23 protein-coding genes, 1 tRNA gene and 2 rRNA genes (1 of these 26 only partly in view) are annotated in these 26202 nt (G+C 48.4%); 7 read left to right on the top strand and 19 right to left on the bottom strand.

Annotated features, from left to right (window positions below; all coding sequences use genetic code 11):
- Positions 1-84 precede the first annotated feature (84 nt).
- The 8 genes from mutL to AC3B6P_RS04935 form a co-directional block, all read right to left on the bottom strand.
- On the bottom strand, positions 85-2025 hold the full coding sequence (mutL, locus tag AC3B6P_RS04970; RefSeq protein ID WP_489805009.1) for a DNA mismatch repair endonuclease MutL: 1941 nt from the start codon (positions 2023-2025) through the stop codon (positions 85-87).
- A complete protein-coding gene (locus AC3B6P_RS04965; protein WP_489805008.1) occupies positions 2022-2549 on the bottom strand; it encodes a DUF3035 domain-containing protein in 528 nt (175 codons plus the stop codon). The genes mutL and AC3B6P_RS04965 overlap by 4 nt, the downstream gene beginning before the upstream one ends.
- Before the next feature lie 115 nt (positions 2550-2664).
- Positions 2665-3186 (bottom strand): signal peptidase II, encoded by a 522-nt coding sequence (gene lspA / locus AC3B6P_RS04960; RefSeq protein ID WP_489805007.1) that lies wholly within the window; start codon positions 3184-3186, stop codon positions 2665-2667.
- On the bottom strand, positions 3186-6044 hold the full coding sequence (ileS, locus tag AC3B6P_RS04955) for an isoleucine--tRNA ligase (protein WP_489805006.1): 2859 nt from the start codon (positions 6042-6044) through the stop codon (positions 3186-3188). The genes lspA and ileS overlap by 1 nt, the downstream gene beginning before the upstream one ends.
- A gap of 87 nt (positions 6045-6131) precedes the next feature.
- On the bottom strand, positions 6132-7076 hold the full coding sequence (locus AC3B6P_RS04950) for a bifunctional riboflavin kinase/FAD synthetase (protein WP_489805005.1): 945 nt from the start codon (positions 7074-7076) through the stop codon (positions 6132-6134).
- Between the two features lie 37 nt (positions 7077-7113).
- Complete coding sequence (locus AC3B6P_RS04945) at positions 7114-7404, bottom strand: twin-arginine translocase TatA/TatE family subunit (protein ID WP_489805004.1); 291 nt, start codon at positions 7402-7404, stop codon at positions 7114-7116.
- An 88-nt stretch (positions 7405-7492) separates the two neighbouring features.
- Positions 7493-7978 (bottom strand): CHAP domain-containing protein, encoded by a 486-nt coding sequence (locus AC3B6P_RS04940; RefSeq protein WP_489805003.1) that lies wholly within the window; start codon positions 7976-7978, stop codon positions 7493-7495.
- Positions 7979-8023: 45 nt separating this feature from the next.
- The gene (locus tag AC3B6P_RS04935) at positions 8024-8638 is read right to left on the bottom strand and encodes a regulatory protein RecX (RefSeq protein ID WP_489805002.1); all 615 of its coding nucleotides are present in this window, start codon (positions 8636-8638) and stop codon (positions 8024-8026) included.
- 251 nt (positions 8639-8889) lie between these two features.
- Between AC3B6P_RS04935 and AC3B6P_RS04930 the strand changes: the two genes are divergently transcribed.
- The 5 genes from AC3B6P_RS04930 (at position 8890) to AC3B6P_RS04910 (ending at position 13985) form a co-directional block, all read left to right on the top strand.
- The gene (locus AC3B6P_RS04930; RefSeq protein WP_489805548.1) at positions 8890-10092 is read left to right on the top strand and encodes an aspartate aminotransferase family protein; all 1203 of its coding nucleotides are present in this window, start codon (positions 8890-8892) and stop codon (positions 10090-10092) included.
- On the top strand, positions 10089-11030 hold the full coding sequence (argF, locus tag AC3B6P_RS04925) for an ornithine carbamoyltransferase (RefSeq protein WP_489805001.1): 942 nt from the start codon (positions 10089-10091) through the stop codon (positions 11028-11030). Before AC3B6P_RS04930 ends, argF begins: the two co-directional genes overlap by 4 nt.
- Positions 11031-11097: 67 nt before the next feature.
- On the top strand, positions 11098-12060 hold the full coding sequence (gene hslO / locus AC3B6P_RS04920) for an Hsp33 family molecular chaperone HslO (protein WP_489805000.1): 963 nt from the start codon (positions 11098-11100) through the stop codon (positions 12058-12060).
- A gap of 18 nt (positions 12061-12078) precedes the next feature.
- Positions 12079-13146: a hypothetical protein gene (locus AC3B6P_RS04915; RefSeq protein ID WP_489804999.1), complete on the top strand. Its 1068-nt coding sequence runs from the start codon at positions 12079-12081 to the stop codon at positions 13144-13146.
- 56 nt (positions 13147-13202) lie between these two features.
- The gene (locus AC3B6P_RS04910; protein ID WP_489804998.1) at positions 13203-13985 is read left to right on the top strand and encodes a hypothetical protein; all 783 of its coding nucleotides are present in this window, start codon (positions 13203-13205) and stop codon (positions 13983-13985) included.
- A 61-nt stretch (positions 13986-14046) separates the two neighbouring features.
- Here the strand turns inward: AC3B6P_RS04910 and AC3B6P_RS04905 are convergent, their stop codons facing one another.
- The 8 genes from AC3B6P_RS04905 to AC3B6P_RS04870 all read right to left on the bottom strand — a co-directional run bounded on the left by AC3B6P_RS04905 (position 14047) and on the right by AC3B6P_RS04870 (position 21718).
- A complete protein-coding gene (locus tag AC3B6P_RS04905; protein ID WP_489804997.1) occupies positions 14047-15243 on the bottom strand; it encodes an AGE family epimerase/isomerase in 1197 nt (398 codons plus the stop codon).
- 22 nt (positions 15244-15265) lie between these two features.
- The gene (rfaE1, locus tag AC3B6P_RS04900; protein ID WP_489804996.1) at positions 15266-16705 is read right to left on the bottom strand and encodes a D-glycero-beta-D-manno-heptose-7-phosphate kinase; all 1440 of its coding nucleotides are present in this window, start codon (positions 16703-16705) and stop codon (positions 15266-15268) included.
- 3 nt (positions 16706-16708) lie between these two features.
- Positions 16709-17266, bottom strand: coding sequence for a D-glycero-alpha-D-manno-heptose-1,7-bisphosphate 7-phosphatase (locus AC3B6P_RS04895; protein ID WP_489804995.1), 558 nt, complete (start codon positions 17264-17266; stop codon positions 16709-16711).
- 87 nt (positions 17267-17353) lie between these two features.
- Positions 17354-17755, bottom strand: coding sequence for a DUF934 domain-containing protein (locus AC3B6P_RS04890; RefSeq protein ID WP_489804994.1), 402 nt, complete (start codon positions 17753-17755; stop codon positions 17354-17356).
- Entirely contained in the window at positions 17742-19412 is a 1671-nt protein-coding gene (locus AC3B6P_RS04885) for a nitrite/sulfite reductase (protein ID WP_489804993.1), read from the bottom strand. Before AC3B6P_RS04885 ends, AC3B6P_RS04890 begins: the two co-directional genes overlap by 14 nt.
- A complete protein-coding gene (locus AC3B6P_RS04880; protein WP_489804992.1) occupies positions 19409-19756 on the bottom strand; it encodes a DUF2849 domain-containing protein in 348 nt (115 codons plus the stop codon). The genes AC3B6P_RS04885 and AC3B6P_RS04880 overlap by 4 nt, the downstream gene beginning before the upstream one ends.
- Positions 19757-19772: 16 nt before the next feature.
- Positions 19773-21182, bottom strand: a complete 1410-nt coding sequence (cysG, locus tag AC3B6P_RS04875; RefSeq protein WP_489804991.1) for a siroheme synthase CysG — start codon at positions 21180-21182, stop codon at positions 19773-19775.
- An 89-nt stretch (positions 21183-21271) separates the two neighbouring features.
- On the bottom strand, positions 21272-21718 hold the full coding sequence (locus AC3B6P_RS04870) for an RrF2 family transcriptional regulator (protein WP_489804990.1): 447 nt from the start codon (positions 21716-21718) through the stop codon (positions 21272-21274).
- Between the two features lie 123 nt (positions 21719-21841).
- Between AC3B6P_RS04870 and cysK the strand changes: the two genes are divergently transcribed.
- Together cysK and AC3B6P_RS04860 are read left to right on the top strand one after the other, a co-directional pair.
- Entirely contained in the window at positions 21842-22831 is a 990-nt protein-coding gene (cysK, locus tag AC3B6P_RS04865) for a cysteine synthase A (RefSeq protein ID WP_489804989.1), read from the top strand.
- Between the two features lie 581 nt (positions 22832-23412).
- The gene (locus AC3B6P_RS04860; RefSeq protein WP_489805547.1) at positions 23413-23709 is read left to right on the top strand and encodes an amidohydrolase family protein; all 297 of its coding nucleotides are present in this window, start codon (positions 23413-23415) and stop codon (positions 23707-23709) included.
- Positions 23710-23990: 281 nt separating this feature from the next.
- On the opposite strand, the gene AC3B6P_RS04855 is transcribed toward AC3B6P_RS04860, so the two are convergent.
- The 3 genes from AC3B6P_RS04855 to AC3B6P_RS04845 all read right to left on the bottom strand — a co-directional run.
- Positions 23991-24067, bottom strand: a tRNA-Met gene (locus AC3B6P_RS04855).
- A 32-nt stretch (positions 24068-24099) separates the two neighbouring features.
- Positions 24100-24214: ribosomal RNA gene (gene rrf / locus AC3B6P_RS04850) — 5S ribosomal RNA — on the bottom strand.
- 103 nt (positions 24215-24317) lie between these two features.
- Positions 24318-26202 (bottom strand): 23S ribosomal RNA (locus AC3B6P_RS04845) (it continues 855 nt past the right edge of the window).

The raw sequence follows: 26202 nt of genomic DNA, 5'->3' as shown, positions 1-26202 counted from the left end.
ACTTTACATATATCTTATAACATAGCCTCTATTACAAACCTATATTTATATTATGAAGTTCACGGAAATATAATATTCGTTACGTTATTTGGAACGACCAAATAACTTCTCCAGAGCATCTTTACTCAAACGTAACCATGTTGGCCGGCCATGTGAACAACTATTAGCCCGGGGGTTACGCTCCATCTCACGCAAGAGAGCATCCATTTCTTCAAAATTCAGTTTCCGTCCTGCCCTGATACTTCCATGGCACGCCATACGCGCCATAATCGCTTCAAAACGCTGATCAAGACTATCTGTCTGACGTACTGAACTTGCTTCTTCAGCAACCAGCTCTTCCGCAATATCTATAATAAGCCCCGTTACATCGCCCCCTTTCAGGGGGGCTGGAACGGTTCTGACAAGCAGGCTTCCTTCCCCAAAAGACTCGAGTTCAAGACCAAGGCGCGCCAGTTCGTCACGACAGGACAAAACGGCATTCAGCTCATTTCTACGCAAATCAATGACGTCAGGAAGAAGCAGAGCCTGAGCAGGAATATTTCCCTCTTCAAAGCGTGTTCTCAAATGTTCATGCGTCAAACGCTCATGAGCTGCGTGCTGGTCTACCAAAATTAAGTCACCATCAGGCGCAACTGAAAGAATATAGGTTGCGTGAATTTGCCCTATCGGCACCCCAAGTGGGTGGAGAGTCTCTTCTTTCTGCTGATATTCCAAAAGCTCATTTTCGTCTGCCTCGAAAATCTCTGGCGTCTTATAGGCACGACGATTTTCAGAAAATCCTCCCCTACCTTGAAGCGTAGCAGATGCTGTTGGAAAACGACGATAGGATGGCGAAAACCCAAGATCGGCGGAAAATGGTTCAGAGACCTCACCTGCTGAAGGTTTCATGCCCTTTTTTTCTGGCATAGACCAATCAATGGGCAAGGCAACATCCTTAGAAAGTTGCTGTTCTTCCATAAAGGGGGCAAGGTCTGCCTCTATCCCTCCCTGTTGCCGGGCACCACGTGTCAGAACGCGTCCTATCGCCCCTATGACAAAAGCCCTGACTTCAGCCTCTTCAGCAAAACGTAATTCCGTTTTGGCGGGATGAACATTGACATCCACTTTCTCATAAGGAAGCTCAAGATGTAGCAATAAAACTGGAAAACGCCCACGTTCAATGACAGGACGATATCCAACCCTGACAGCTGTCCGCAAAACAGGGTCTGTAACAGGACGATGATTTACGAGTAAGAACTGTCCCGCCCCCGTTGCCCTAGTCTGAGCGGGGTTACACAAATATCCCGTCAGATGCATGGCTCCACGCTGCTCATCAAGGGGCAACAGACTTTCGGGACGCACACCTAAAATTGCAGCGACACGTTCATGCAAGGATTGCGGAGGAAGATTAAAGACTTCTTTACCTTCAAGACGAAACAGGATTGAACATTGCGGCGCACTAAGTGCCACACGACGCATAACCATCTCTGCATGACTGCCTTCCACACGCGCACTTTTGAGAAATTTACGCCGTGCTGGCGTTGCAAAAAAAAGATCCCTGACTGTAGCAACCGTACCTTCAGCCCCTGCATCAGGCACAGGGGATGTCTTAACGCCACCTTCAACCGTAATTTTCCAGGCTGTATCACTGCCTCTCAAACGTGAAGTCAAAGACAGACGCGCACTCGCTCCAATAGAAGGAAGTGCCTCTCCACGAAAACCGAGCGTACGTATCTGTACGAGCTGCTGGTCAGAAAGTTTTGAAGTGCAATGACGCTCTATGGCGAGAGAAAGCTGATCAGGAGCAATGCCCCAGCCATTATCAATCACCTCAATCGTATCACAGCCACCACCAGCGAGATTAACTTCGATACGGGTCGCCCCTGCATCAAGGGCATTTTCAACAAGTTCTTTTAAAGCAGCCGCTGGACGTTCAACAACTTCTCCTGCTGCAATAAGATCAACAACATGATCAGACAGGCGGTGAATGGCCGGGTGCTCAGGCACCCTATTTTCAGCGTCTCTGCCTACTGAAGATGGTGTCATTTCCCTTCCATGGTCGGGGTCGCACCATTGGATAGATTCTGACCTAATGCCATATTTCTCTGAATTCTCTGGTTTTCGGAAACCCCATCAACCACTGAGCCCGAACGCCCAGCCTGCCAGAACATCAGATGATCGACAAAACCGGCTTCAGAATCCCCTAATTCTGCATTTTGCGGCCCTTGTGCTGCTGATTTCACCTCTTTAACCAAGGCGGTCTGTCCATCACTACCAGTTCCATGAACAGGGTGAAGCGCTATGTCAGGTGCCAATGTTTCCAAAGCCTGCATACGGGGACTCTCGTCAGGACGATGCGCCTGAGAGGAACCCGGCACGACCAGAACTTCTGAAGGCGGCATGGAAAGCGGCGTGCGCGTCGTAACTGTATATTCATCCGGTGTCGGGCGTCTTAAGCCGAAAGCACGGGAAACATCGCTCCCTGAGCAGGCTGCCAAAGTAACGCCACACAAGGCAATAAGCCCCATCCGCACACTACAAGTCACAATAAAATGAGTTCTGCGCCGCATGATCAGTTCCCGCACTGCATTCATATTAGTTCACCAGTCCTAACGTCCTTGAGAGCTTTGGGCAAGTAACGTATTTTATTTTATCATGAAGAAGACAGAGAAACACCCATCTTTATCAGGAAACCCTACTCTTTCTATCCGATAAGAATGTGTCAATAACCCACAGGAAAACCCCGCAAACAATTGCAGAATCAGCAATATTAAAAACATACCAGGACCAGTTTCCAACATGAAAATGAAGGAAATCAACAACAGCTCCATAATTAAAGCGGTCAATCACGTTCCCGATAGCGCCCCCAATAATACCCCCAGACGCGACCACCACAAGCCAGCGGCGACTTTTCATTAAAACAAAAAGTAATGCGGTCACTGCCAGCAATGAAATAACAATAAAAACCCAACGGGTATGTCCGCCAAACATGCCGAATGTCACTGCATGATTCCAGACCATTGTCAGATTCAGCCAGGATGTTAAAGCAATACTACCTTTTGAAGGTAGTTTCAGCCCGTACAGGATCCAGTATTTGCTGACCTGATCGGCCAGCAATACCACAAACAGAACAACCAGCCCGACCAGTTTTTTAATCAGGCCGTCAGCAATTTTCTTCTTCCCCTCAGGAAGGCTATTCCCACTCATCAGGCGTCAACAACTTCAATACAACGCAGGCAAAGGGCTGGATGGACCTTATCACTCCCCACTTCAGGCAGGATACGCCAGCAACGGGCGCATTTCTGACCCTCAGCTTTACTTGCTCTAAAAGCAACCTCACCATCAGTAGGCAGCATATAGGCATGAGATGCTATACATAGCTCTGCCCAATTAATTGCTTCCTCTTTTGTAATTGCTGCGACTTCATCAGATAAGGTCACACCTAGCTTTGCTTCAAGAGAAGAGCCTATCTCTCCAGTCTGACGTAACGCCTCTAAAGCATATGTCCCCTTAGCACGTGTATCACGTAAAATTTCCCATTTCTGGCCAAGAGTTGGGTCCAACCATTGAACTTCAGGGACAAAGAGAGACTGCACATGCACACTCTCCTGCTGCCCGAAACGGGCCTGCCATGCCTCTTCTGCCGTAAAAACCAGCGCAGGCGCCAGCCATGTCGTCAAAGCGCGGTGAAGAATATCAAGCACCGTCCTGACGGCCCGACGTGTTTTTGAGTCGGTAGCATCACAATAAAGAGAGTCTTTGCGTATATCAAAATAGAACGCAGACAGGTCATTGTTGCAGAAACCATGAAGTGCCGGATAAACTCCTGTCCATTGATGCGTTTCAATAGCCGTTTTTAGGCAATGATAGACCTCGCTGAGACGGTGGAGGATATAACGTTCAAGAGAAGGCAGCTCCTCATAAGAAAGTTTTTCACTCTCTTCAAACCCGTCAACGGCACCAAGCAGCCAGCGCAATGTGTTCCGCAGGCGACGGTAAAGCTCACCTTGCTGTTTGAGAATCTCCTGACTGATCCGTAAATCTTCGTGCGTATCGGAGTTCAACACCCATAAGCGCAGCACATCGGCCCCAAGGGTTTTGGTCACATCATCAGGCACAATCGTATTGCCCAGGGATTTGGACATTTTACGCCCTTGCCCATCGAGCACGAAACCATTTGTGACAACTGCTTTATAGGGTGCGACACCTTCAGCACCGACACTTTCCAGCAAGGAAGACTGGAACCAGCCACGATGCTGGTCTGATCCTTCGAGATAAAGGTCGGCAGGGAAATTTACCCCCTCCTGATGGAGCACAAAGCGGTGACTGCACCCACTTTCAAACCAAACGTCAACAATATCAAAGACCTGCTCATAATCCTCAGGATTACGGTCTGACCCTAAAAAGACAGATGGATCCGTATCATACCAGGCATCGGCACCGCGTTCTTTAAACGCTGCAACAATTCTCTCCATGACAGCAGCATCACGTAGTACTGAGCCTGTACGTTTTTCAACAAAAACCGCAATAGGCACACCCCATGAACGCTGGCGGGAAATACACCAGTCAGGACGTTGTGCGACCATTGTCGTCAGACGGCGGCGGGATTGTGCCGGGACAAATGTCACATGATCGAGGGCCTCAAGCGCCTGCTGACGCAGGAACTGTCCATGCTCACCTTCCATTGCAATAAACCATTGCGGTGTTGCACGGAAAATAATCGGTTTTTTGGAACGCCAGGAATGAGGGTAGGAATGTTCAATGGTGCCACGAGCCATCAAACCTACGGCCCTGTTTTCCTCCGCCCCTTGCAAACGGGCCTCATCAAGCAGGTCACAGACAGAATCGGCCGCCTTAAACACATGAAGGCCGGCCAGTTCTGGCACCCATGGAGCGTAGCATCCATTATCCTGCACAAGTTCAGGCACTTCCATCCCATGGGCAGTGCAAAGCTGGAAGTCATCCTGACCATGTGAAGGCGCCATATGCACGATACCCGTGCCGGCATCAGTCGTAACGAAATCACCTGCCAACATTGGGACGTCAAAATCGTAGCCCTGCCCTCGCAAGGGATGAGCAAAAATACTGCCGGCCAGCTCACTACCAGCAAGATGGTGCAGCATATTCCATGAAGTAATGCCCACTTCAACAGCAAAGGCTTCGAGGCGATCCTGAGCGATGATAAGCTTTGCCCCTACAGGAACCCTACTTTCTTCACTCACCTCTGTGACATACAGAACGGTATAAGTAATCTCTGGTCCACAGGCCATTGCACGGTTTGCAGGAATGGTCCAAGGGGTTGTCGTCCAGATAACAGCGGAAGCACCATCCAGCACACGGCCGGGTGTCTTATCTTCAACGACCGGAAAGGCTACGTAAATTGTTGGTGAAACGACATCGTGATATTCAATTTCAGCTTCTGCCAGCGCTGTTTTTTCTACCGGGCTCCACATGACGGGACGCAAGCCACGATAAAGTCTTCCATTGAGCAAAAATTTACCGATTTCTTCGAGAATTTGCGCCTCTGAATGATAATCCATCGTTACATAACGATGATCCCACTCCGCCTGAACACCAATCCGTTTAAAATCATCACGCTGAGCTTTAACCCACTGAGCAGCATAATCACGACATTCTGCACGGAACTGAAGAACAGGAACACTATCCTTGTCCTTCCCTTTTTTGCGATAAAGCTCTTCGACCTTCCACTCAATCGGCAGACCATGACAGTCCCAACCGGGCATATAACGTACCTGGAACCCAGCCATACGATGAGCACGGTTAATCACGTCTTTCATGATCTTGTTCAAAGCATGGCCTATATGAATATGGCCATTCGCATAAGGAGGGCCATCATGCAGGGTAAAAATAGCCGTCTTTGAAGCATCATTTTGCCTGATCTTCTCATCCAGCCCTGACTCTTCCCACTGTTTTAAAATCTCGGGCTCGCGTTTGGGGAGATTTCCACGCATGGGAAAAGAAGTCTTGGGAAGAAAAACCGTATCACGATAGCGGTCCTGCTGCTCGCGAAAGGTGGAATCGTCATTATCAGAAGGATGAGACATGAATAAGCGCGCCAATTCTTGAACAATAAATGCCCTGACATATGGGGAAGACTCCCCACTATGGTCAAGCCCTGAAAAAAGGTTCCTTCAGGAAATCACGCAAGGCGAACGCGCCAGAACCCTTCGCGCTTCTTCTGCATCCTTTGCTATCTGCGCCTTTAAGGCATCCAACCCGTTAAAACGCTTTTCTTCCCTCAACAGGGCAATAAAAAATACTTCTAGCGTTTTCCCGTAAAGATCTTCATCAAAATCGAATAAATGGACTTCAAGACGGCTCTCATCATTCCCGTCATTAATCGTGGGGCGTCGGCCAACATTGGCAACACCATCCAATATACGTCCATCTGGATGCTGCACCCGCACGGCATACACACCGCGTGCAGGTTCCAGCACAGAACGCAAAACGATATTGGCAGTCGGGAACCCCAAAAGCCTTCCTAACTGATTCCCTTTTTCCACAACCCCTCTTACAGACCAGTTCCGTCCCAGAAGCATGGCGGCCTGCTCGGGATAGCCTTCCTGTAAAAGACGCCTGATACGGCTGGAGGAAATAGGCCCATTATGATCAGAAAGCTGCTGCACAATCGTCAGGCCGACACCATAGGCCCCCAGTGCTTTTTTCAGAAAATCAACATCTCCATGGCGTCGATAGCCGAAAGCAAAGTCCGCACCACATGCCACTTCTCCCACATTCAAGGCTCCAACCAGGATGTCATCGACAAATTCCTGTGCTGTAATATGGGAAAAAGCTTCATCAAACGGTACCTGCACGATAAAATCGACCCCGTGCGCAGCAAGAATCTGCCTCCTCTCTTCAGCCCCCATAAGCCGGAAAGGAGGATCCTGTGGACGAAAGAGCGAACGAGGGTGTGGGTCAAACGTCAAGACCCCCAGAGAGCGGTCAGGACAGACCTGATGGAGCTGTTCGAGAAGATAAAGATGCCCATTATGAACACCATCGAAATTTCCCAGAGCCACAGCAGCTTTCTGCGGAAGGTCAGGAAGATGATGCCAATCTTGATAAAACTTCATAACTCATTCATTCCAGCAAACGACCATCCTGTCGTCTCTATTTAGGTGTGTGAGAAGAAGTCTCTTCAGCCATGCTGGCATCTTTTGCAGAAGGAGCATTTCGGAGTGACGTATTTGTCTGTGCTGAAACATTCTGCGGCGGAGCAATTGGCGCCTGAGGTGACTTGAGCTCCTGAGCGGGTGCCTCATCCTCAGCCATTGTCTTTTTAAAAGATTTAATGCCCTTTGCAAAATCTCCCATAAGGCTGCTGATCTTGCCGCCACCCCCAAAAAGCACGAGGACGACAATACCAAGAATAATCCAGTGATAAATACTAAAACCGCCCATCAAACAGACACTCCCATAAAAAGACCGTTTTTATTTGGCCATCCCTGGCCTCAAAAACAACTTACAATAGCGTTATCTTGCTATCCTACTACCCTGGTAAGATAAAACCATAGGTTGGGTAAATTCTTTCTCCCCATTTCTCGGTTGGCGACCACCAGACCCTTACCCTGCTCCAGTTATGGCGGGCAGAAACATCGATAACAGGGACATTCATTTCAACCTGACCTGGTACCCAATTGGCATGTTCAACCATAATGCGATCAGAGGACTTCACTTTCCTAACAATGGAAACATGCCCATAGGGCATATGTCGCGTCGCTTTAAAAACCAGTATGGCCCCGGCACGTGGCCTGAGTGTGCGCCTGTATTTCCCACGGGCCTGCCACCACCAGCCTGCAGCATCTCCCCGTAGTGCGATCCCTGTCTGGGAACGCGCATAGGGAGCACATTGCTGCGAACTGCCATAAGAGGTAATGCCCGAAGAATGAAGGACAGGATTCCCTGGATTTCCTCCCCCTGCACATCCAGCCAGGATTAACAGAGAGAGACTTGCTATTACGCCTGGTATTTTCATTCCTGCCTCCTCCTTCCTCATCAATGATTTATACACGCTACCTTGTCATAATGACCGGAAATGATAGATCATCTCTTCGGCCTCGTCTCTATCCATTGCCAGTGCTCTTTGTGCAATTTCACGCGAGAAACCATTGCGGGCAAAAACAGCCAGGATTTTTTCAGGCTCTCTGGCCTCCTTGTCCGCTCGGGCAAAAGCCCCTAATGCTCTTTTACGCGCGAGAATGAGAGCTGCTATAAACTCGGCTTCTTCTCCGCTTTCTTCTGACAGATCTTCCATTGTTTCCCTGATCGTTTCTTCCGCCAGATCTGTTTCAACCCCTTTTTGCAGCAGATGAGCCTGCACTGCACGACGTGACCGGCCCGTACGCAACAGATTACGCGTGCGTGAACGGGCAAAATTTTCATCATCAATAGCCTTGAGGGCTGTCATGCTGTCCATGATATTTTCAATCTCAGCCTGTAGCATCCGTTCTTTTTCAACGAGCTCTTCACTCTCAGCACCAGCGTTCCCTGCACTTATGACCCAGCGTTTCACACGACGCGACAGAACGCGCTTCAACCCCTGTCGGGTGGTGGCAAAACGGGCTAGGTGCGCCAAGGCCAACTCATAAAGGCTCTGCCTGCTGGGAGGCTCTGAAACGAATACGGGATCAGGCATAAACTTCCCTCATATCTGCGACAGGATCACTGCAAAATTATCAGAACATACAGAAAGATGATATTTACAGACACTTCCCAATATTCTTTGTCTCGTATTATAGTTACGGTAATGCAATTTACATCTTTCTTTCGCAAATAACCTGGCCTCTATTCCACAGGCTGGATTATATGCTCCAAGACGTTTTTTGCAGCTTGTCATTATATGTGCCTCCAGGCATTCACACTATCACTATTGCAGGTTCCATCCCTATGATTTCCGCGATCATGCCGAATTATAAACGTTTTGACCTCTCCTTTAACCAGGGTGAAGGAGCGTGGCTGTTCGGGAATGACGGGCGACGATATCTTGATTTTGCAGCCGGCATTGCCGTCTCTTCCCTGGGACATGACCATCCCAAACTGATCAGTGCGATCACAGAGCAGGCAAGCAAGCTGATCCATGTTTCCAATCTTTATCGCATTCCCCAGGCGGAAGCTCTTGCAGAACGGCTTATAGAAAATAGTTTTGCTGATTCTGTGCTTTTTTGTAATTCTGGTGCCGAGGCCAATGAAGCCCTCGTAAAAATCATCCGTCGTGCCCAGTTCAAAAACGGCCACCCTGAAAGAACGCATATCCTCTGCTTTAACGGGGCCTTCCATGGGCGCACTCTTGCCATGATTTCAGCAACGGGAAACCCTGCCTATCTGGAAGGATTCGGCCCCAGGGTTGAAGGGTTTGATCATGTTCCGTTTAATGACCTCGATGCTGTCAAGGCTGCCATCACGTCAGAGACAGCCGGCATTCTCCTCGAACCTATTCAGGGAGAAAGCGGAATCCAGCCTGCAAAACCAGAATTCCTTCAGGGGTTAAGAGCTCTCTGCGATGAACATGGCCTGTATCTTGGCATTGATGAAGTACAGACCGGCATGGGGCGTACGGGCACGCTTTTTGCTCATGAAATTGCCGGCATTGAACCTGATGTAATTTCTGTTGCCAAAGGGATTGGAGGCGGTTTCCCGCTTGGGGCTGTTTTGGCGCGTGAAAAACTGGCTAAATATCTGACACCGGGAACACATGGCTCGACCTATGGCGGTAATCCACTGGCCTGCGCTGCTGGCCTTGCTGTTATAGAGGAAATATTGAAGCCAGGTTTCCTTGAGCATGTTCGCAAAACAGGTCAGAGTTTTGGCTTGATGCTGGAAAAACTTGTTGAGGATTATCCTGATATTTTCTCTGAAGTGCGGGGACGAGGGTTAATGCGCGGGCTTAAATGCAAAATTCCCGTTGGCGATGTTCTGGCAGCGGTCATGAAAGAAGGGCTACTGGCTGTTGGGGCAGGAGATAATGTTCTGCGTCTCGTCCCCCCCCTTATTGTTTCCCGGGCAGAATGTCAGGAAGCTGTTAATCGCATTGGAGGCGCTTGTAAAAAGCTGATGCAGTCTCCGACACACCATCAGGAAAACCAGATATGAAATCGCAGCACCACACGCCAAAACATTTTCTTGACCTTAAAGATTGCAGCACTGAAGAGCTGAGAAGCATTCTCGACATTGCGGCACGTGTCAAAGCCCTCCAGGAGGGGCGACGTCACCCTTTACATCCTGAAAAACCATTGGCTGGGCGCACGCTCGGGCTGATTATGGCCCAACCTTCCACCCGCACACGTGTCTCCTTTGAAGTAGGCATGACCCAGCTTGGCGGCGCTGTGAGCGTTCTTTCCCCAACCGATATGCAGCTTGGCCGTGGCGAAACAATTGCTGATACAGCGCGTGTGCTTTCCCGTTTTCTTGATATTATCGTCTTACGCACAGGGCACGATACAGCGCTGAGAGAATTAGCCAAATGGAGCTCAGTACCTGTCATTAACGGCCTGACCCCTATTTCACACCCAATTCAGATTTTGGCTGATGTCCTAACTTTTGAAGAGCATCGTGGCCCGATTTCTGGACGCACCCTGGCCTGGGTGGGTGACGGCAATAATGTTGCAACCTCACTGATCGAAGCTTCGGCCCTGCTTGGTTTCTCCCTTCGTCTGGCAACGCCTGAAGGGTTTGAACCTTCAGAGCGTGCCGTCACATGGGCGCGCGAACATGGCGCAACGATCAAAACCTTGAGAGATCCTATCGAGGCTGTCGAAGGTGCTGATGCTGTTATCACCGATACGTGGGTCAGTATGGGAGATACTGATGCCGAACGCCGTCACAGCCTCTTTAAACCTTACCAGGTTAATAAGACCCTTATGGATCACGCTGCAAAGGACGCCCTCTTTATGCACTGCCTCCCTGCCCATATTGGCGAGGAAGTTAGTCAGGAAGTTTTTGAGGGGCCACACTCCGTTGTGTTTGATGAGGCTGAAAACCGCCTTCATAGCCAGAAAGGGCTTCTATTATGGTGTCTGAACAAGGGGTGAAGACCCCTTGAAGAAAGAACCAAACCCTCCTATCTGCATCACATAGAATTCAGACTGAAGAGGTTATATGACGGTACAGAACACAGAAACTCGCCCTGATATAGCGCGCCCGGCGGGCGTCCCGGACCTTACTGTGCCCCATGCTGTCTTAGCTTTCTATCTTGCCGATGCGCCAGTCAGAGGCCGCTTGGTCAGACTGGGGCCTTTGGCCCAGGCCCTTATATCACGTCATGATTATCCAGCCGAAATCCTGAAACTCGGCGGAGAGGCTCTAGCACTCGTTGCTGCCATGGCGACAGCCCTGAAGTTTGAAGGCTCTTTCTCTCTCCAGATCAAAGGAGACGGCCCGGTTTCGCTTCTGGTGGCTGATTGCACAAATACCGGTGCCCTGCGCTTTACTGTGCAGTTAAATGAAGATGTTTCCTCTCCCCTCCCAAGTGATGCAGCCTCTTTGTTCGGCAAGGGATATCTGGCATTTACGGTTGATCAAGGGCCAGATACAGAACGTCATCAGGGGATTGTTGCATTGCAAGGTTCCACCCTGTCAGAAATGGCTGAACATTATTTCACTACCAGTGAGCAATATCCCTGCTCCATAAATCTTTTTGCTGCTCAACGCGATGGTGAATGGCATGCTGGTGCATTAGTACTGGAACGCATTGCAGGAGAAGGCGGACAGTTACAGGAATTAGTCAGTCATGATAATTTTGACGATGCCTGGGAAACAGCCTGCACTTTTGCTGCTTCCTTAAAACAAACAGAAATTTTTGACCCCACTCTCGATAGTGCGACACTTGTCAAAAGACTTTTTGGCACACTTAGTGTCAGGGAAGGTGCTTTTAAACCATTAAGTTTTGGCTGCCGTTGCAATAGGGAGCGACTGGCCCGCCTTCTTGAACGTTTCAGTGACGATGACCTGGATCATATGTCCCAAGAAGGTGTAATCATGATGGATTGCAATTTTTGCAACACTCATTTTACCTTCCCCCGTGATAATATTACCGCCGATAGCCGATCTCTTACTTCCTGAAAGGACAGTGACTGAACAGTGCGCCCGGTGGAACTTTCTTCAATAACAATTGATAACAGGCCCGTTACAAAGCTTTATCCCGGCTGGAAAGCCCTGCATCATTATTATGTGACGCCGGAGCTTGATCTCATCCATCTCAAAGAGCTGGAAAGCGATAAAGATGCTTTCTGGTGGCTTGATAAAAAAGGAAACCACCAGGCAAGTCACGCCGCTGCTCTATCACAAGGGCAACAAAGCAAGCTCATTGCTTATCTGGAGCCTGCCTTAGCGCCTCTGCAAATGAATATGCAAAGTGCAAAACCTCTTGCCCTCCCGCAGGAAGGAGAAGCGATCAGAACTTCACTGGCTCAATTACCCTATCAAGCCTGTTTTGAAATCATGATGCTCTGGTGCAGTGTCAAACTTTCCAAGACCATGATTTTCGCCCCAGAAGCTGTTATTAATGCCAGAATCAGGCTTGATGGCGATCACATTGTCGCGCTTTCCCAACGAGCCCTTTCTGAAGCATTAAGGGCCTCTTTCGATCAGGATACCCTCATACAGATTCCTTCTCCCTTCTCGGACATAGTCGTGTCTGAGCAGCTCAAGGCACAGTCAACGGGAGGGCCTTTCGCCCGGTTCTTTGATAAAAACGCGAATGTTGTTTTCTATCTATTCTGGCACGTATATGACACTAACCGTGCTTTGGGACCGGAAAATTGCACCGTCACCTTTTACTATCCTAGAGGCTGCTTTCTCATCGGCGATTGTCCGACATCAGACCTGCTTCCCTTGTGGCTGATGTTTTTCTTCCTTTATTACAATAATGAGCTGACAGAATTACAACTTGACGTTCCCCTGCAATCACAACCTCTCCCTACTTCTCCTTCCGCTACAGGATCGTCGCAGGCTCAAGCCCCGCATCCTATATCCTTTTCTGATTTTACTTCTGACCCTACGGCTCTGATTTCACTTGATGACCTTGATCAAGGAAAAATTTCCAATATTGGAGGTATTATCAACAGCGAGTCTCTCCCACCGATGGAGTTTCCCTTTAACAGTGCCACTTATTTTCCTTTCAGTCCCTTATCCAGATCCAGAAAGTAATTTTATCCCTGGCAGAAGATCAGCCACATAACCCCTCTCTTAAAAGGAGTTCCTTAATGTTCGAAGAACTTTCTCCTTCGTCTCTATTAAAGAAAAATTCCTCATTGAAAGTTATTTCATGTGTAGGATTATTATCATTATTAGCAGGATGTGCTGATCGACCCCGCGAGAATTTTGCACGCCCTGATTACAGCTACCTTCCCAAAATGAACCTGAATGTTGCAGTGATAAATGTTTCTGACAATGCTGCCCCCCACAGGGAAAATAGTCTTGCTGCCAGAAGTCCTTCCCCTCCAGACCAGTCACTCACCCTGATGGCCAATCAGCGCCTCAATGCTACTGGCAGCAGCGGAATCGGGACATTCATCATCACTGAAGCACAGATCAGCGAAACGTCTGACAACATATTAATCGGCAATATGGGAGCACGTCTTATACTTGACGACTCCACCAACGGACATCACGCAGAAGTAACAGCGCATGTAACACATCAAGATAATGTATCGGGCAATAATTCCAGAAGGCATGATCTTTATGAGCTCAACAAACATTTGATGGACGATATGAATGTTGAACTTGAATATCAGATCCGAAAACATATGGGGGATTGGCTGACCGATGCAACTGGAGCACCGTTAAATGCAGCTGTCAAAAGTCAAAGCCTTGATGATGTCAATGAAAAATTCGACAACCCAGCTGCCTCAACGCCCTCAACACTAGCATCTGACTCTGGCACGACATTACAGAACCCCGATATGAATCCCTCGTCATCGGGAGCATATCCCTCAGGAACGCCGCAAACCCATTCCCCACAACCTGGTGTCCTGCATCTTCCTTAACAGAAAATATTTGTAACAAATGATCAAAGCCCACTTCGTAAAGTCCGGGTCTTCATCATGATCATATTGCGCTCAAGATCTTTTGCTTTTTTTGGGAGAAGAAAACCATGTCCCTGCCTGCTCCGTAAATATGATAAAGGGAGCTGGCGGGCATATAATCAACGCTCGCTTTCTGATTTTCATCACGCTGATCTATCCATCCCCCCTTGAGAGATAGGGGCATATAATGATCAAGAAAATAGAGATTTAATGTACAGAAACGTTCTTTTTGCCCGTCAGTTTCATCAGAAATTAATTGAGCCTGACGCCTGATGAATTCCGTTTGAGGCCAGATCCGGGTAGAGCGCTCCAGAATTGAGCCGTCCTCTGTCATCGCATCAAATGCAAGACCTGTCCTACCATCACACCCCATGGACAGGCCGGCATCAAAGAGACGGTCACCAATTTTCTGAATTTCTTCATTTCGGGCCACAGATAGCTCAGACAGACGGTGATATTCACTCAATAACCAGGACCATTCAAATAAATGCCCGGGTTCTATCCGGTTCTGACCCCATTTATTTTGAGGGTGCCACTCTTTATCCATAAATTCATATAACACACCTGAACGTGGCTCAATAAAGTAATTACAGGCTAATTGTACAATTTCATCAGCATGAGTCAGGTAGAACTCCTCGCCCGTTACTTCATAGAGTACGAGATAGGCTTCCAGAAGGTGCATATGTGGATTTTGCGAGCGCTGATTCCCTTTAAGAGGAACAGAGGTCGCATAACCACCACCTTCCAGCGCAAAAATTCTGTCTATACTCTCGACAGTTTCACGCGCAATGTGCGCATAATGCTGCCTTTTAGTTAGATGATAAGCCCAGCCATAAGCAAAAAGTATAAATGCATGGGCATAAAGATCTCTCGGCTTATGAGAGGGCCGGTCATCAGGAGCGAGCGCGAATACCCACCCCGGCGCCTCATCACTCTGATAATAAAGACGCTCCACCCGTTCCAGCGTAGCAAGAGCCTGCTCCGCACCCTCTTCGTACAAACCATCAAGATGCGCGCGGCAATAAGTTGCAATCTGGCGGGCCTGCACCATCAGGCGCAACTCAGGCACAGCTACTCCTTTTCCCTGCCAATCCAGCCTTTCATGATAGAGGCCCCGACATGTGTCAAATCCTTTCTGATTCCAGAAAGGCAGGACGTGACCTATCAGATGGGTCCGCCATTTCAGGGCAACTTCATTCTGAATCAGAGGAGAAGGCACTTTATAATCCTTATTCTGTCATTCAGGACTGCACATCCAGTATCTTGTGCGCTATCGAGGTCGTTGAACGCCCAGCAATCAAGTCAACGAGCACAACCCTACCCCCATAAGACTTGACAAAATCCCCCCCTATGACCTGATCTTCCGTGTAATCAGAGCCTTTGACGATAATGTCCGGCTTCAAAACTTCAATCGTCTTTAAAGGGGTATCCTCATCAAAAATCACGACCATATCAACGCCTTTCAGAGCGCCTATCACAAATGCTCTCGCATTCTGGTCCTGAAAAGGCCGTTTTGGTCCTTTAAGACGTCTGACGGAATCATCACTATTAAGGGCCATGATTAATCTGTCACCCTGCGCCGCAGCCTGCTGGATCAGGGCAATATGTCCAGGATGGAGCAGGTCAAAACAGCCATTAGCAAAAACAACCTTCTTCCCCACTGAACGCCATTGTGCAACAATCTCACTGGCCTCACTGAGGGTAACAGGCCGCCCTTCGTCACGCTGTTCCTGATGTAAAACCGTACTTAGTTCAGCACGTGTGACAGTCGCTGTTCCCAGTTTCCCTACAACGATGGAGGCTGCAATCGTTGCATATTCGATTGCGCTCTCAATTGTCTCACCAGCTGAAACTATGGCAGCCAACGTTGCCACAACCGTGTCACCAGCTCCCGATACATCATAAACCTCAGAGCGACGTGCAGCAGCATGAAACACCTGCCCGTCACGTTTAACGAGCATCATTCCCTCTTCAGATAAAGTGACCAGAACATCACCACCACATTGGCCGATCACAATACGTGCTGCCTGTTCTATATCCTCACCTGTTTTAAGCACCATATTGGTCGCACTCTGCATCTCCTGCCGGTTTGGCGTAATTAGTGATGCCCCGTAATAAGCTGAAAAATCCTTACGTTTAGGATCCACAATAACAGGGATGGAGCGTTTATGGGCCTCTGCAAAAACAGCTTTTATAAGCTCGTCAGACAAAACACCTTTTGCATAATCCGAACAGACCAGAACATCGGCTTTTTCAAGCGCCTTAACCGTTGCCTCAATCAGTTTCTGTCTGGTTTGCTCGGAAAGCGGCCTGACATCTTCTTCATCGATACGGACAATCTGCTGTTGTCCGCTCATAACGCGTGTCTTGGTAATTGTAGCCCAGCCCGAATCACTCACAAGCCCCGAGAGATCAATCAATGAATTCTGTGAAAGACTTTTACGTAATATTTCTGCCTGCCCGTCCATCCCTACCAAACCCACCAAAGCAACTTCACACCCGAGTGAAGCAGCATTCAGTGCAACATTAGCTGCCCCACCTGGCGTTGAATGACGCTCTGAATATAATAAAACCGGTACGGGAGCTTCAGGTGAGATACGCTCAACACGCCCCTTTACGTAGCAGTCAAGCAGGAGGTCACCAATAACGACGATACGGCCAAAAGTCATTGTTTCAATCATGATTTACAGACACTGCTCCTTCCGCATCTTCATCAGTGATCTCACAAATATATCCAGATTATCCATATGAAATAAATAGCCTTTTATAGAGGCGGCCTTAGCTGCCTCTATATCCGTCTCTTTGTCGCCTATCAAAAATGAATGCTCAGGATCAATGGCGTGTTCTCTGATCGCCTTTAAGATCATACCTGGATTCGGTTTTCGATCTGAATGCTCAGAACGATAGCGCTCAATAACTGCCTCAGGATGATAAGGGCAGTAATAAAAATCATCTACAGCTCCCCCTTTTTGTGCCAGACGAGCCTGGAGCAAGGCATTGAAATCCCGAACATCCTGTTCAGAAAAAAGCCCCCTCGCTACACCAGACTGATTGGACACAACAATCAGAAGAAAACCACAGGATTTCAGAAAGGCGAGAGCCTCTGCCGCTCCCGTAACCAGAATAAGCTCTTCAGGACGATGAGGATAACCCGTATCACGATTCAGCACGCCATCCCGGTCGAGAAAGACAGCAGGTCTGCGCCCAGAAGATGATATCAGTTTCGGGGAAATAACAGACATCCAATCCCGCCTCATTACTGCCGTGAAAATCTTCAGGGATTATAACTGTGCCTCATAACAAGGCACAATATTAGCGTGACGTGCGTCTCAACTCCCTTCCAGAATAGTCTGATAATTAAAGGAAAAACTTTTCAGTCTATTCAGCCACACAGAAGGATCATCCCCTTCCTGCAAGACGACACTATCAACGCCACATCGCTTCAGAAAATCAGCCTGGTCAGGCAAAATTTGCCCTTCAACGCGAATTTCTCCTTCAAAGTGAAGATATTCCCTCAAAGACCGCGCCTGCGTGAAAGCTCGACCATCCTTGAAAGCCGGAAATTGGAGCAAAACCAGCCGCAAGGATGCTATAAAAGGCTGAAGTTTTTCAGCTTCTTCCTCCGGCTTGAGAAGAACAGCTTCTGCTTTCTGACCTTCTTCTAGCTCTGCCAAAGTAAGTATTTTCTCAATGTAACAGGCCTTATGTGTGCCTAAATCAAGCAGCTGCATAAGCGACCTCCTTAAAAGGCTCACGCCCTATTCTCTGCAAAGTCTGAAGGAATGTTTCACCTTCAAGGCGTTTTGAAAGATAATATTCAATGATACGGGCGACAGCATCAACTGTTTCATCTTCTGCAAGTGCCGCCCCAAGAATAGTGCCGATCCTAGCATTTTCTCCAAATGTTCCTCCCAGAAGAATCTGGTAAAATTCCTCTCCACGTTTATCAACACCGAGCAGACCAATATTCCCGGCATGATGATGCCCACACGCATTGATACAGCCTGAAATATTGATATTCAGGGCGCCGATTTCCGCCTGCAGAGCTGCATCGCCAAAACGTGCTCCGATCTTGCGTGCAATTGGAATAGACCGGGCATTCGCCAATGAGCAATAATCTAGCCCAGGACAGCACACCATATCACCTACAAGCCCAAGATTTGGTGTTGCCAGCCCAAGAGCTTTCAGCCCCTCCCAGACTGCTAGAAGCTCATCTTTACGTACATGACCCAGCACGACATTTTGGAGATGAGTGATGCGTATCTCTCCAAAGGAATGACGCTCAGCCAGAGCTGCCAGACCGTGCATTTGCGCTGCTGTTACATCCCCTGGGATTTCTCCCGGTGCTTTAAGTGACACTGTTGCAATAATATAGCCTTCCTGACGGTGCTTATGTGTATTGCTCTTGACCCATTGAGCAAAGGCAGAATTTTCCGCCATATGTCTCTTTAAAATCGCTTCACCCTCTGGTACTTCAACAAATTCTGGAGAGGCAAAACGGGTCCTGATGGCAGCCACTCTCTCGGGAGAAAGACGGTAATGGTTCAGGTCCATCCGCGAGAGTTCTGTCCTTACAGCATCACGGTAAGCGTCAATGCCTATTGTCTGTACCAGAATTTTTATACGTGATTTATAGAGGCTATCGCGCCGCCCATAAGCGTTATAAACACGCAGGATTGCTTCCAATGTAGCCAGTAGTTCAGCCTCAGGAACGCTATCAAAAAGTTCCTGCCCAACAACAGGAATGCGTCCTAAACCACCACCGACAAAAATCCTGAATACCGGTCCTTTTTCGCTGGGACGAGCCAGAATTCCAATGTCATGGAAACGGGCCGCCACGCGGTCTTCAGGGCTACCTGAAATAGCAATTTTGAATTTACGAGGCAAAAATGAAAATTCAGGATGAAGCGTTGACCATTGACGAAGGATTTCAGCATGAACGCGAGGATCCATTAACTCATCATAGGCCGCACCTGCATATTCATCAGATGTGACATTACGAATACAGTTCCCGCTTGTCTGGATTGCGTGCATATCGACTGAAGCCAGTTCACGCAACATGGCAGGAGCATCTTCCAGTGCGATCCAGTTAAACTGGATGTTCTGTCTCGTCGTAAAATGACCGTATCCTCTGTCAAAACGCTCGGATAGATCGGCAAGTTTATGAAGCTGCCGGCTGTCAAGCACACCATAAGGAATGGCAATACGAAACATATAAGCATGAAGCTGAAGATAAATACCATTCATCAAACGCAAAGGTTTGAATTCATCTTCTGTCAGACTACCTTCGAGACGCCGTTTAATCTGGCCTTCAAATTCGACAATACGTTCTTCAAGAAACGCGCGGTCCTTTTCCTCGTAATTATAATGGCCGACAGATACAGTCATGACAAAGGCTCCGGTGATGGTATAAGCATTGACGCGCTAGGATAGGCAAAAGAGGGATTAATTGTAGGGCCAAATGCCCTGACATGCTCCCTCATACTCTGTGGTTGTGGGACAGGACCGGCTTCAACCGGGATATCATAGATTCCAACCACACCCTCTTTCTGTGCTTGGCTGGTTGCCTTATCAAGAAATGTTTCAGCATCTTCGGCCGTAAGTTGAGCCGCTTGCCTGATATCCTCACGCCATTTACCGGAGCGGTCAAGCCAAACAATGCGACCATCCAATAAACGATTAGCTGTAATAAGGAGAGCTTCTCCCGGCTCAAGACGCGACTGGTTCTTCATAACGCCGTCTCCTTTCCTACGAAAAGACCGAAGTAATAGAACATGTTTTACCACGATGTGCTACTACTTCCCCAACAATAACAAGAGCAGGACTACACAATCCTTCCTGCTGTACTTTGGCTGTAATCGTCTGCAAACTACCCGTTACGACACGCTCATCAGGAGTAGTGCCTTTCTCAATCACAGCAACAGGCCATTCTGCGGGCAAGCCATGAGCCATAAGCTGTTCACATAATCTCTCAAGCGGTGTCAGCCCCATATAAATCACAACCGTCTGCCCTTTCCGTGCAAGGCTGGACCAATTCAAATCAAGACTACCATCTTTACGCGCATGACCAGTTACGAAAATGCAGCTCTGTGCACAGTCACGATGTGTAAGAGGGATACCAGCTGAAGCGCCACATCCATTTGCTGCTGTAATACCAGGAACAACCCGCACAGAGATCCCTTCTCTCAAGAGAGCTTCCATTTCCTCTCCACCTCGACCGAAAATGAAGGGATCTCCGCCTTTCAGGCGTAATACACGCTCTCCCAGCTTTGCCCGACGAACCATTTCGGCATGAATTTCTTCTTGCGGAACTGTATGATGAGAGCGTTCTTTACCTACATAAATACGTTCTGCATCACGGCGGACACGGTCCAGTACATCTTCCGAAACCAAATTATCATAAAGTACGCAATCCGCATTGCTCATAAGGCGTAATGCTGCCAACGTCAGAAGGTCAGCATGTCCTGGGCCTGCTCCAACCAGCCAGACTTCCCCTTCATTCCGGTCTCCAGAAACCAGTGCCTCTAATCCGGTTTGCGCCGCAGGCTCATCCCCATCCAACGCAGCTTCAAACGCAGGACTATCCAGAAAGCCTTCCAGGACACGCCGTCTTTGCACATTATCTGGCAACTGGCTTCTGAGCCATTCCCTTTTCGAGGCCATAAATTTGGCAGCATGACCTAAGCGGGTCGGAAGAATCTGTTCAATCATTTGCCGCAGACGGCGCGCCATTACAGGCGAGGTCCCCCCCGTTGTAATAGCTACCTGAACAGGGTCACGCATGACAAATGCAGGTGTAATAAAACTTGATAAAGCTACATTATCAACGACGCAAACCGGTATATTATGTTCATGTGCAACTCTTGATATATGCGCATTCAATACTTCATTATTCGTGGCAGCAAAAACCAGTCCATATTGTGGAAGACTCTTTTCCAATGTCTCTCCAGTAACCTCACCCAGTTGAAGCGTAATGACATTATCTACAGCCGCTTTGAGAATTTCAGGATGAGCCCGTTTGGTCCAGACGTGAATCCGGCTACACCGCCCCTGCAAAAGACGTAATTTATGAGAAGCGACAGCCCCTCCTCCCACAATCAGGACAGAAAGCGAGTCCAATCGGAAAGCAAGAGGCAAGTAAGACGGCGTAAATTTCATAACTTGAAAGCTTTGCATAACCCTTTGGGGATAATTAACTAAAATTTTTAGTTATTATTCCAAATACCCTGATAGCTTCGTTTATTATGCTAGATCGAAAAACTCAAGGGGGCCTGACTCGGGCGTGATAAACCAGATTTCTCTGCCTGCAAAAGGAAGTCTCCTAATGTATCTCCGCCTAACTTTTCTTCAATTTCCGTATTTAACTGGTGCCAATAAGGGAAAAGGACCGTCTCAAGCAGATCACTTTTCGCAGATTCTGAAAGATCTTCTTGTGTACCAACAACTTTAGCAATCTCTTTAAGCGTAATGATACGAGGAGATTTGGCCAGTCTATAACCACCTTTTGGCCCTCTAACACTGTCTAGAAGCTGTGCTCGTGATAAGGCCTGCAAAATCGGCTCAATGCCACGCCGCATCAAACCATTTCGTTTCGCAATATCATTCCCACTTACGACACCTGAGCGTCCCGCATAAAAAGCAACATCCAACATAATAGCCAAGGCGGTCAGAATACGATCTTTTCTGAGGTACATGACACCCTTCTTTATATAGTTATAAAATCTCTCAGCCCTATTTACCCGATATCATAGCGTAAAATAAAGAGAGTAACTTTTCACCACGTGCAAACTCTCTAATTTTCTGATAAACTTTCTTTTATGTCAGAACAATTATCCTCTTCTTGTCCTCAGAACCTGGCCTTACCTCCTCGCGGGCGCGTTTATGGGTCTATACTCGAAACAGTAGGTGGCACACCGCTAGTCGCTTTACATCGTTTGAGTCAGCAAGAAGGGTTATCTGCCCCTATTCTCCTGAAGCTGGAATTCTTTAATCCTCTTGGTTCAGTCAAGGACAGGATTGGATTGGCCATGATCTGCGATGCAGAATCAAAAGGCCTTATTACACCTGGCAAATCTGTTCTTGTTGAGCCAACTTCCGGAAACACAGGTATTTCTCTTGCATTTGCGGCTGCGACACTTGGCTATAAACTGATCGTCACCATGCCTGAAAGTGCGTCTCTGGAGCGTCGTAAAATGCTGGGACTGCTGGGTGCCCAGCTCGAACTAACTCCCGCTTCCCTCGGGATGACGGGCGCCATTAATCGTGCTGAAGAAATCGTTGCTACTTCCCCACATTATTGGATGCCAAGCCAGTTCGTAAATGCCTCTAATCCTACCATTCATGCCAGAACCACAGCCGAAGAAATCTGGGTTGATACACAGGGCAGGGTTGATGTTGTCGTTGCAGGATTAGGTACAGGCGGTACAGCCTCTGGCATTGCTGAAGGCCTTAAAGAACGCAAGAAAGACCTTCAAGTCATTGGCGTGGAACCACAAGAAAGTGCGATCATTAATGGTGATGACCCAGGTCCCCACGGAATTCAGGGTCTTGGACCAGGTTTCAAACCAGATACACTCAACCTGTCCCTTATTGACAAAGTCATGACGGCATCAGAGCAGGACGCCATTGAAATTGCCCGCCTCTGTGCCAGAACAGAAGGAATTCCTATTGGCATTTCCTCAGGTGCTGCACTGTACGTCGCCATCAAGCTGGCCAAAAAGCCTTCCTATAAAGGAAAAACCATTGTCACCATCGCCCCTTCTTTTGCAGAGCGTTATCTGTCAACAGGGTTATTTGCGGGTCTTTGAAGGGCTGACACGTTTTAACAAATAAAAATGAAAGCCCCCTCGCCTCGTCTACGTCTCTCTTACGCGACGACTAATATTTTCGGCACGACTGAGAGAATTTATGAACAAGGCAGATTTTCAATTATTTTGAGCAAAACTACATCGGCTTTCTTTAATACAAAGAATTTTACAGCCATTCGGCTATTAAAATCTAGCGAAAGATCACACCCTGATCCATGGCATTCTATGACCAGAATTGGTAATCCAAAACAATTGATGACTAAAAAACCAACATTTTTACCACAATATCATTGATAGGCTTTTTTCTGTTATGATTCTTCAGAGACATAAGCTATTTTAATCAATCTTCCCATCGCAACCTCAAAGGCAAAGCGTCAGCCCAGCTGATTTTTCTTAATCCATTCACTACGCGCATAAATTACAACTAGTCTACTGCCTCAGAAAATCATTTTCCTGAAAATACCATTATGATCGCTCTATTTTTCTGCTCTTTTTTGGCAATATTCTCTTTAAGCTCTCTGATAGGGAGGAAGGAGCAATAAAGAACGCGAACTTACTGTCTTTATCAAGCGCACGTACGAATTGGCTTTGGCACGGATAGTGGTGCATTTCCGAGCAGGGTTCCTGGAGTTGCGGAGCAACGGGAACTTGCACTTTACAAAGAGGCGGGCCTCCCTGCACTTGCGGCAATTCATATAGCGACAGAGAATGCGGCTCATCTGTTAAACTTACAGGATAGAGGCGTCCTGTCTCCCGGCAAGAAGGCTGATCTTCTAGTAGTGAGAGGCAATCCTGTCAGCGATTTTGGAAGTTTAAACAAGATAGTTGAAGTCTGGCACAGTGGAACAAGCACTCCAGGACCTATCACTGTTCCCTGATTAGTCGTTTTTCCTCCAAATAAGCGCGGACCGTCATATTATATTGGTAATGAGAGGGAGCAGCATTGATCCTTGATGCTGGATATGGGTTCCAATCCCTTTAACAGGGGCTCTTGTAACAAGCAGAACTGTATTTTTCTAGAAAGAGTGTATCCTGCTTTTTAGCTTTTTATGGGGCTCTTATATCACCAATGAGGCATATTGATTGAATGTGCTGCCCTCATAGTGAGATGAGGCTAAGCATCTTTGGGTATTATTTTTAGTGTATGGGAGTATGTATTTGGAAGCGGGGGCAGGATTTGAACCTGCGGCCTTCAGGTTATGAGCCTGACGAGCTACCGGGCTGCTCCACCCCGCATTGGTGGGGTATATATGAGGGTGAGCGAGGGGACCTGGCGGCGACCGACTTTTCCGCACCTTAAGGTGCAGTATCATAGGCGCTAGGGTGTTTTACGGCCGAGTTCGGGATGGGATCGGGTTTAATCCCCCTGCCATAGCCACCAGGTCTTCCCGCTCACCCTTAAGGTAAAGAGTGAGGGGGTTAGTGCTTATTGAGAAGTATTTCTTTTTAGTTATTTTGTGAGTAGGAGATGACTGTGCATGTGTTGATGTGTGAGAGATATGAGCGATTAGTATCAGTTAGCTAAGTGAGTTACCTCACTTACACACCTGACCTATCAACGTCCTGGTCTTGAACGGCTCTATGAGACCTAGTTTTGAGGCTGGTTTCCCGCTTAGATGCTTTCAGCGGTTATCCATTCCGAACTTAGCTACCCGGCTATGCCACTGGCGTGACAACCGGTGCACCAGAGGTTCGTTCATCCCGGTCCTCTCGTACTAGGGACAAATCCTCTCAAGTCTCTTACACCCACGGCAGATAGGGACCGAACTGTCTCACGACGTTCTAAACCCAGCTCACGTACCACTTTAATCGGCGAACAGCCGAACCCTTGGGACCTGCTCCAGCCCCAGGATGTGATGAGCCGACATCGAGGTGCCAAACCTCCCCGTCGATGTGGACTCTTGGGGGAGATCAGCCTGTTATCCCTAGAGTACCTTTTATCCGTTGAGCGATGGCCCGTCCACGTGGAACCACCGGATCACTATGGCCGACTTTCGTCTCTGCTCGAGCTGTCACTCTCGCAGTCAGGCGGGCTTATGCCATTGCACTCGACAGTCGGTTTCCGACCGACCTGAGCCCACCATCGCGCGCCTCCGTTATCCTTTAGGAGGCGACCGCCCCAGTCAAACTGCCTGCCATGCAGGGTCCCGGACCCAGCTTATGGGCCGCGGTTAGACATCAGAAAAAGTCAGGGTGGTATTTCAAGGACGGCTCCACAGTGACTGGCGCCACTGCTTCAATGCCTCCCACCTATCCTACACAGAATTTTCCTGATGCCACTGCAAAGCTGCAGTAAAGGTTCATAGGGTCTTTCCGTCTGACCGCGGGTACCCCGCATCTTCACGGGGAGTTCAATTTCGCTGAGCCGATGCTGGAGACAGCGGGGAAGTCGTTACGCCATTCGTGCAGGTCGGAACTTACCCGACAAGGAATTTCGCTACCTTAGGACCGTTATAGTTACGGCCGCCGTTTACCGGGGCTTCAATTCAATGCTCTCACATCTCCTCTTAACCTTCCGGCACCGGGCAGGCGTCAGGCCCTATACGTCATCTTTCGATTTCGCAGAGCCCTGTGTTTTTACTAAACAGTCGCTACCCCCTGGTCTGTGCCACCCATACATGGTTGCCCACATATAGGTCTCGTTTATCCCGAAGTTACACGAGCAATTTGCCTAGTTCCTTCAGCATCGTTCTCTCAAGCGCCTTGGTATACTCTACCAGTCCACCTGTGTCGGTTTCGGGTACGGTCTATTCGCCAGAGCTATTTCCTGGAATGGTCCAAAAGCATGCTCAATCCGTTAAGAGCATACAACATTTCTCATTCGTCACTTCTGGCAGGCCTGGGAATATTTACCCAGTTCCCATCGACTACGGCTTTCGCCCTCGCCTTAGGGGCCGGCTCACCCTGCGGGGATTAACCTTGCGCAGGAACCCTTGGACTTTCGGCGACAGTGTTTCTCGCACTGTTTGTCGCTACTTATGTCAGCATTCTCGCTTCTGATACCTCCAGAGAGGGTCACCCCGTCTCCTTCGCAGGCTTACAGAACGCTCCGCTACCGCGTATGATAATTCATACACCCACAGCTTCGGCACGTGGCTTGAGCCCCGTTACATTTTCGGCGCAGGGTTTCTATTAGACCAGTGAGCTATTACGCTTTCTTTAAAGGATGGCTGCTTCTAAGCCAACCTCCTGGTTGTTTTGGAATCCCCACATCCTTTCCCACTTAGCCACGATTTAGGGGCCTTAGCTGGTGGTCTGGGCTGTTTCCCTCTCGACAATGGACCTTAGCACCCACTGTCTGTCTGCTGCGCTCTACTCCTTCGGTATTCGGAGTTTGGTTAGGTTTGGTAAGGCTTTGGGCCCCCCTAGCC

This window comes from Aristophania sp. ESL1142 (assembly GCF_058107345.1).
This window is presented reverse-complemented; position numbering and strand designations above follow the sequence as displayed.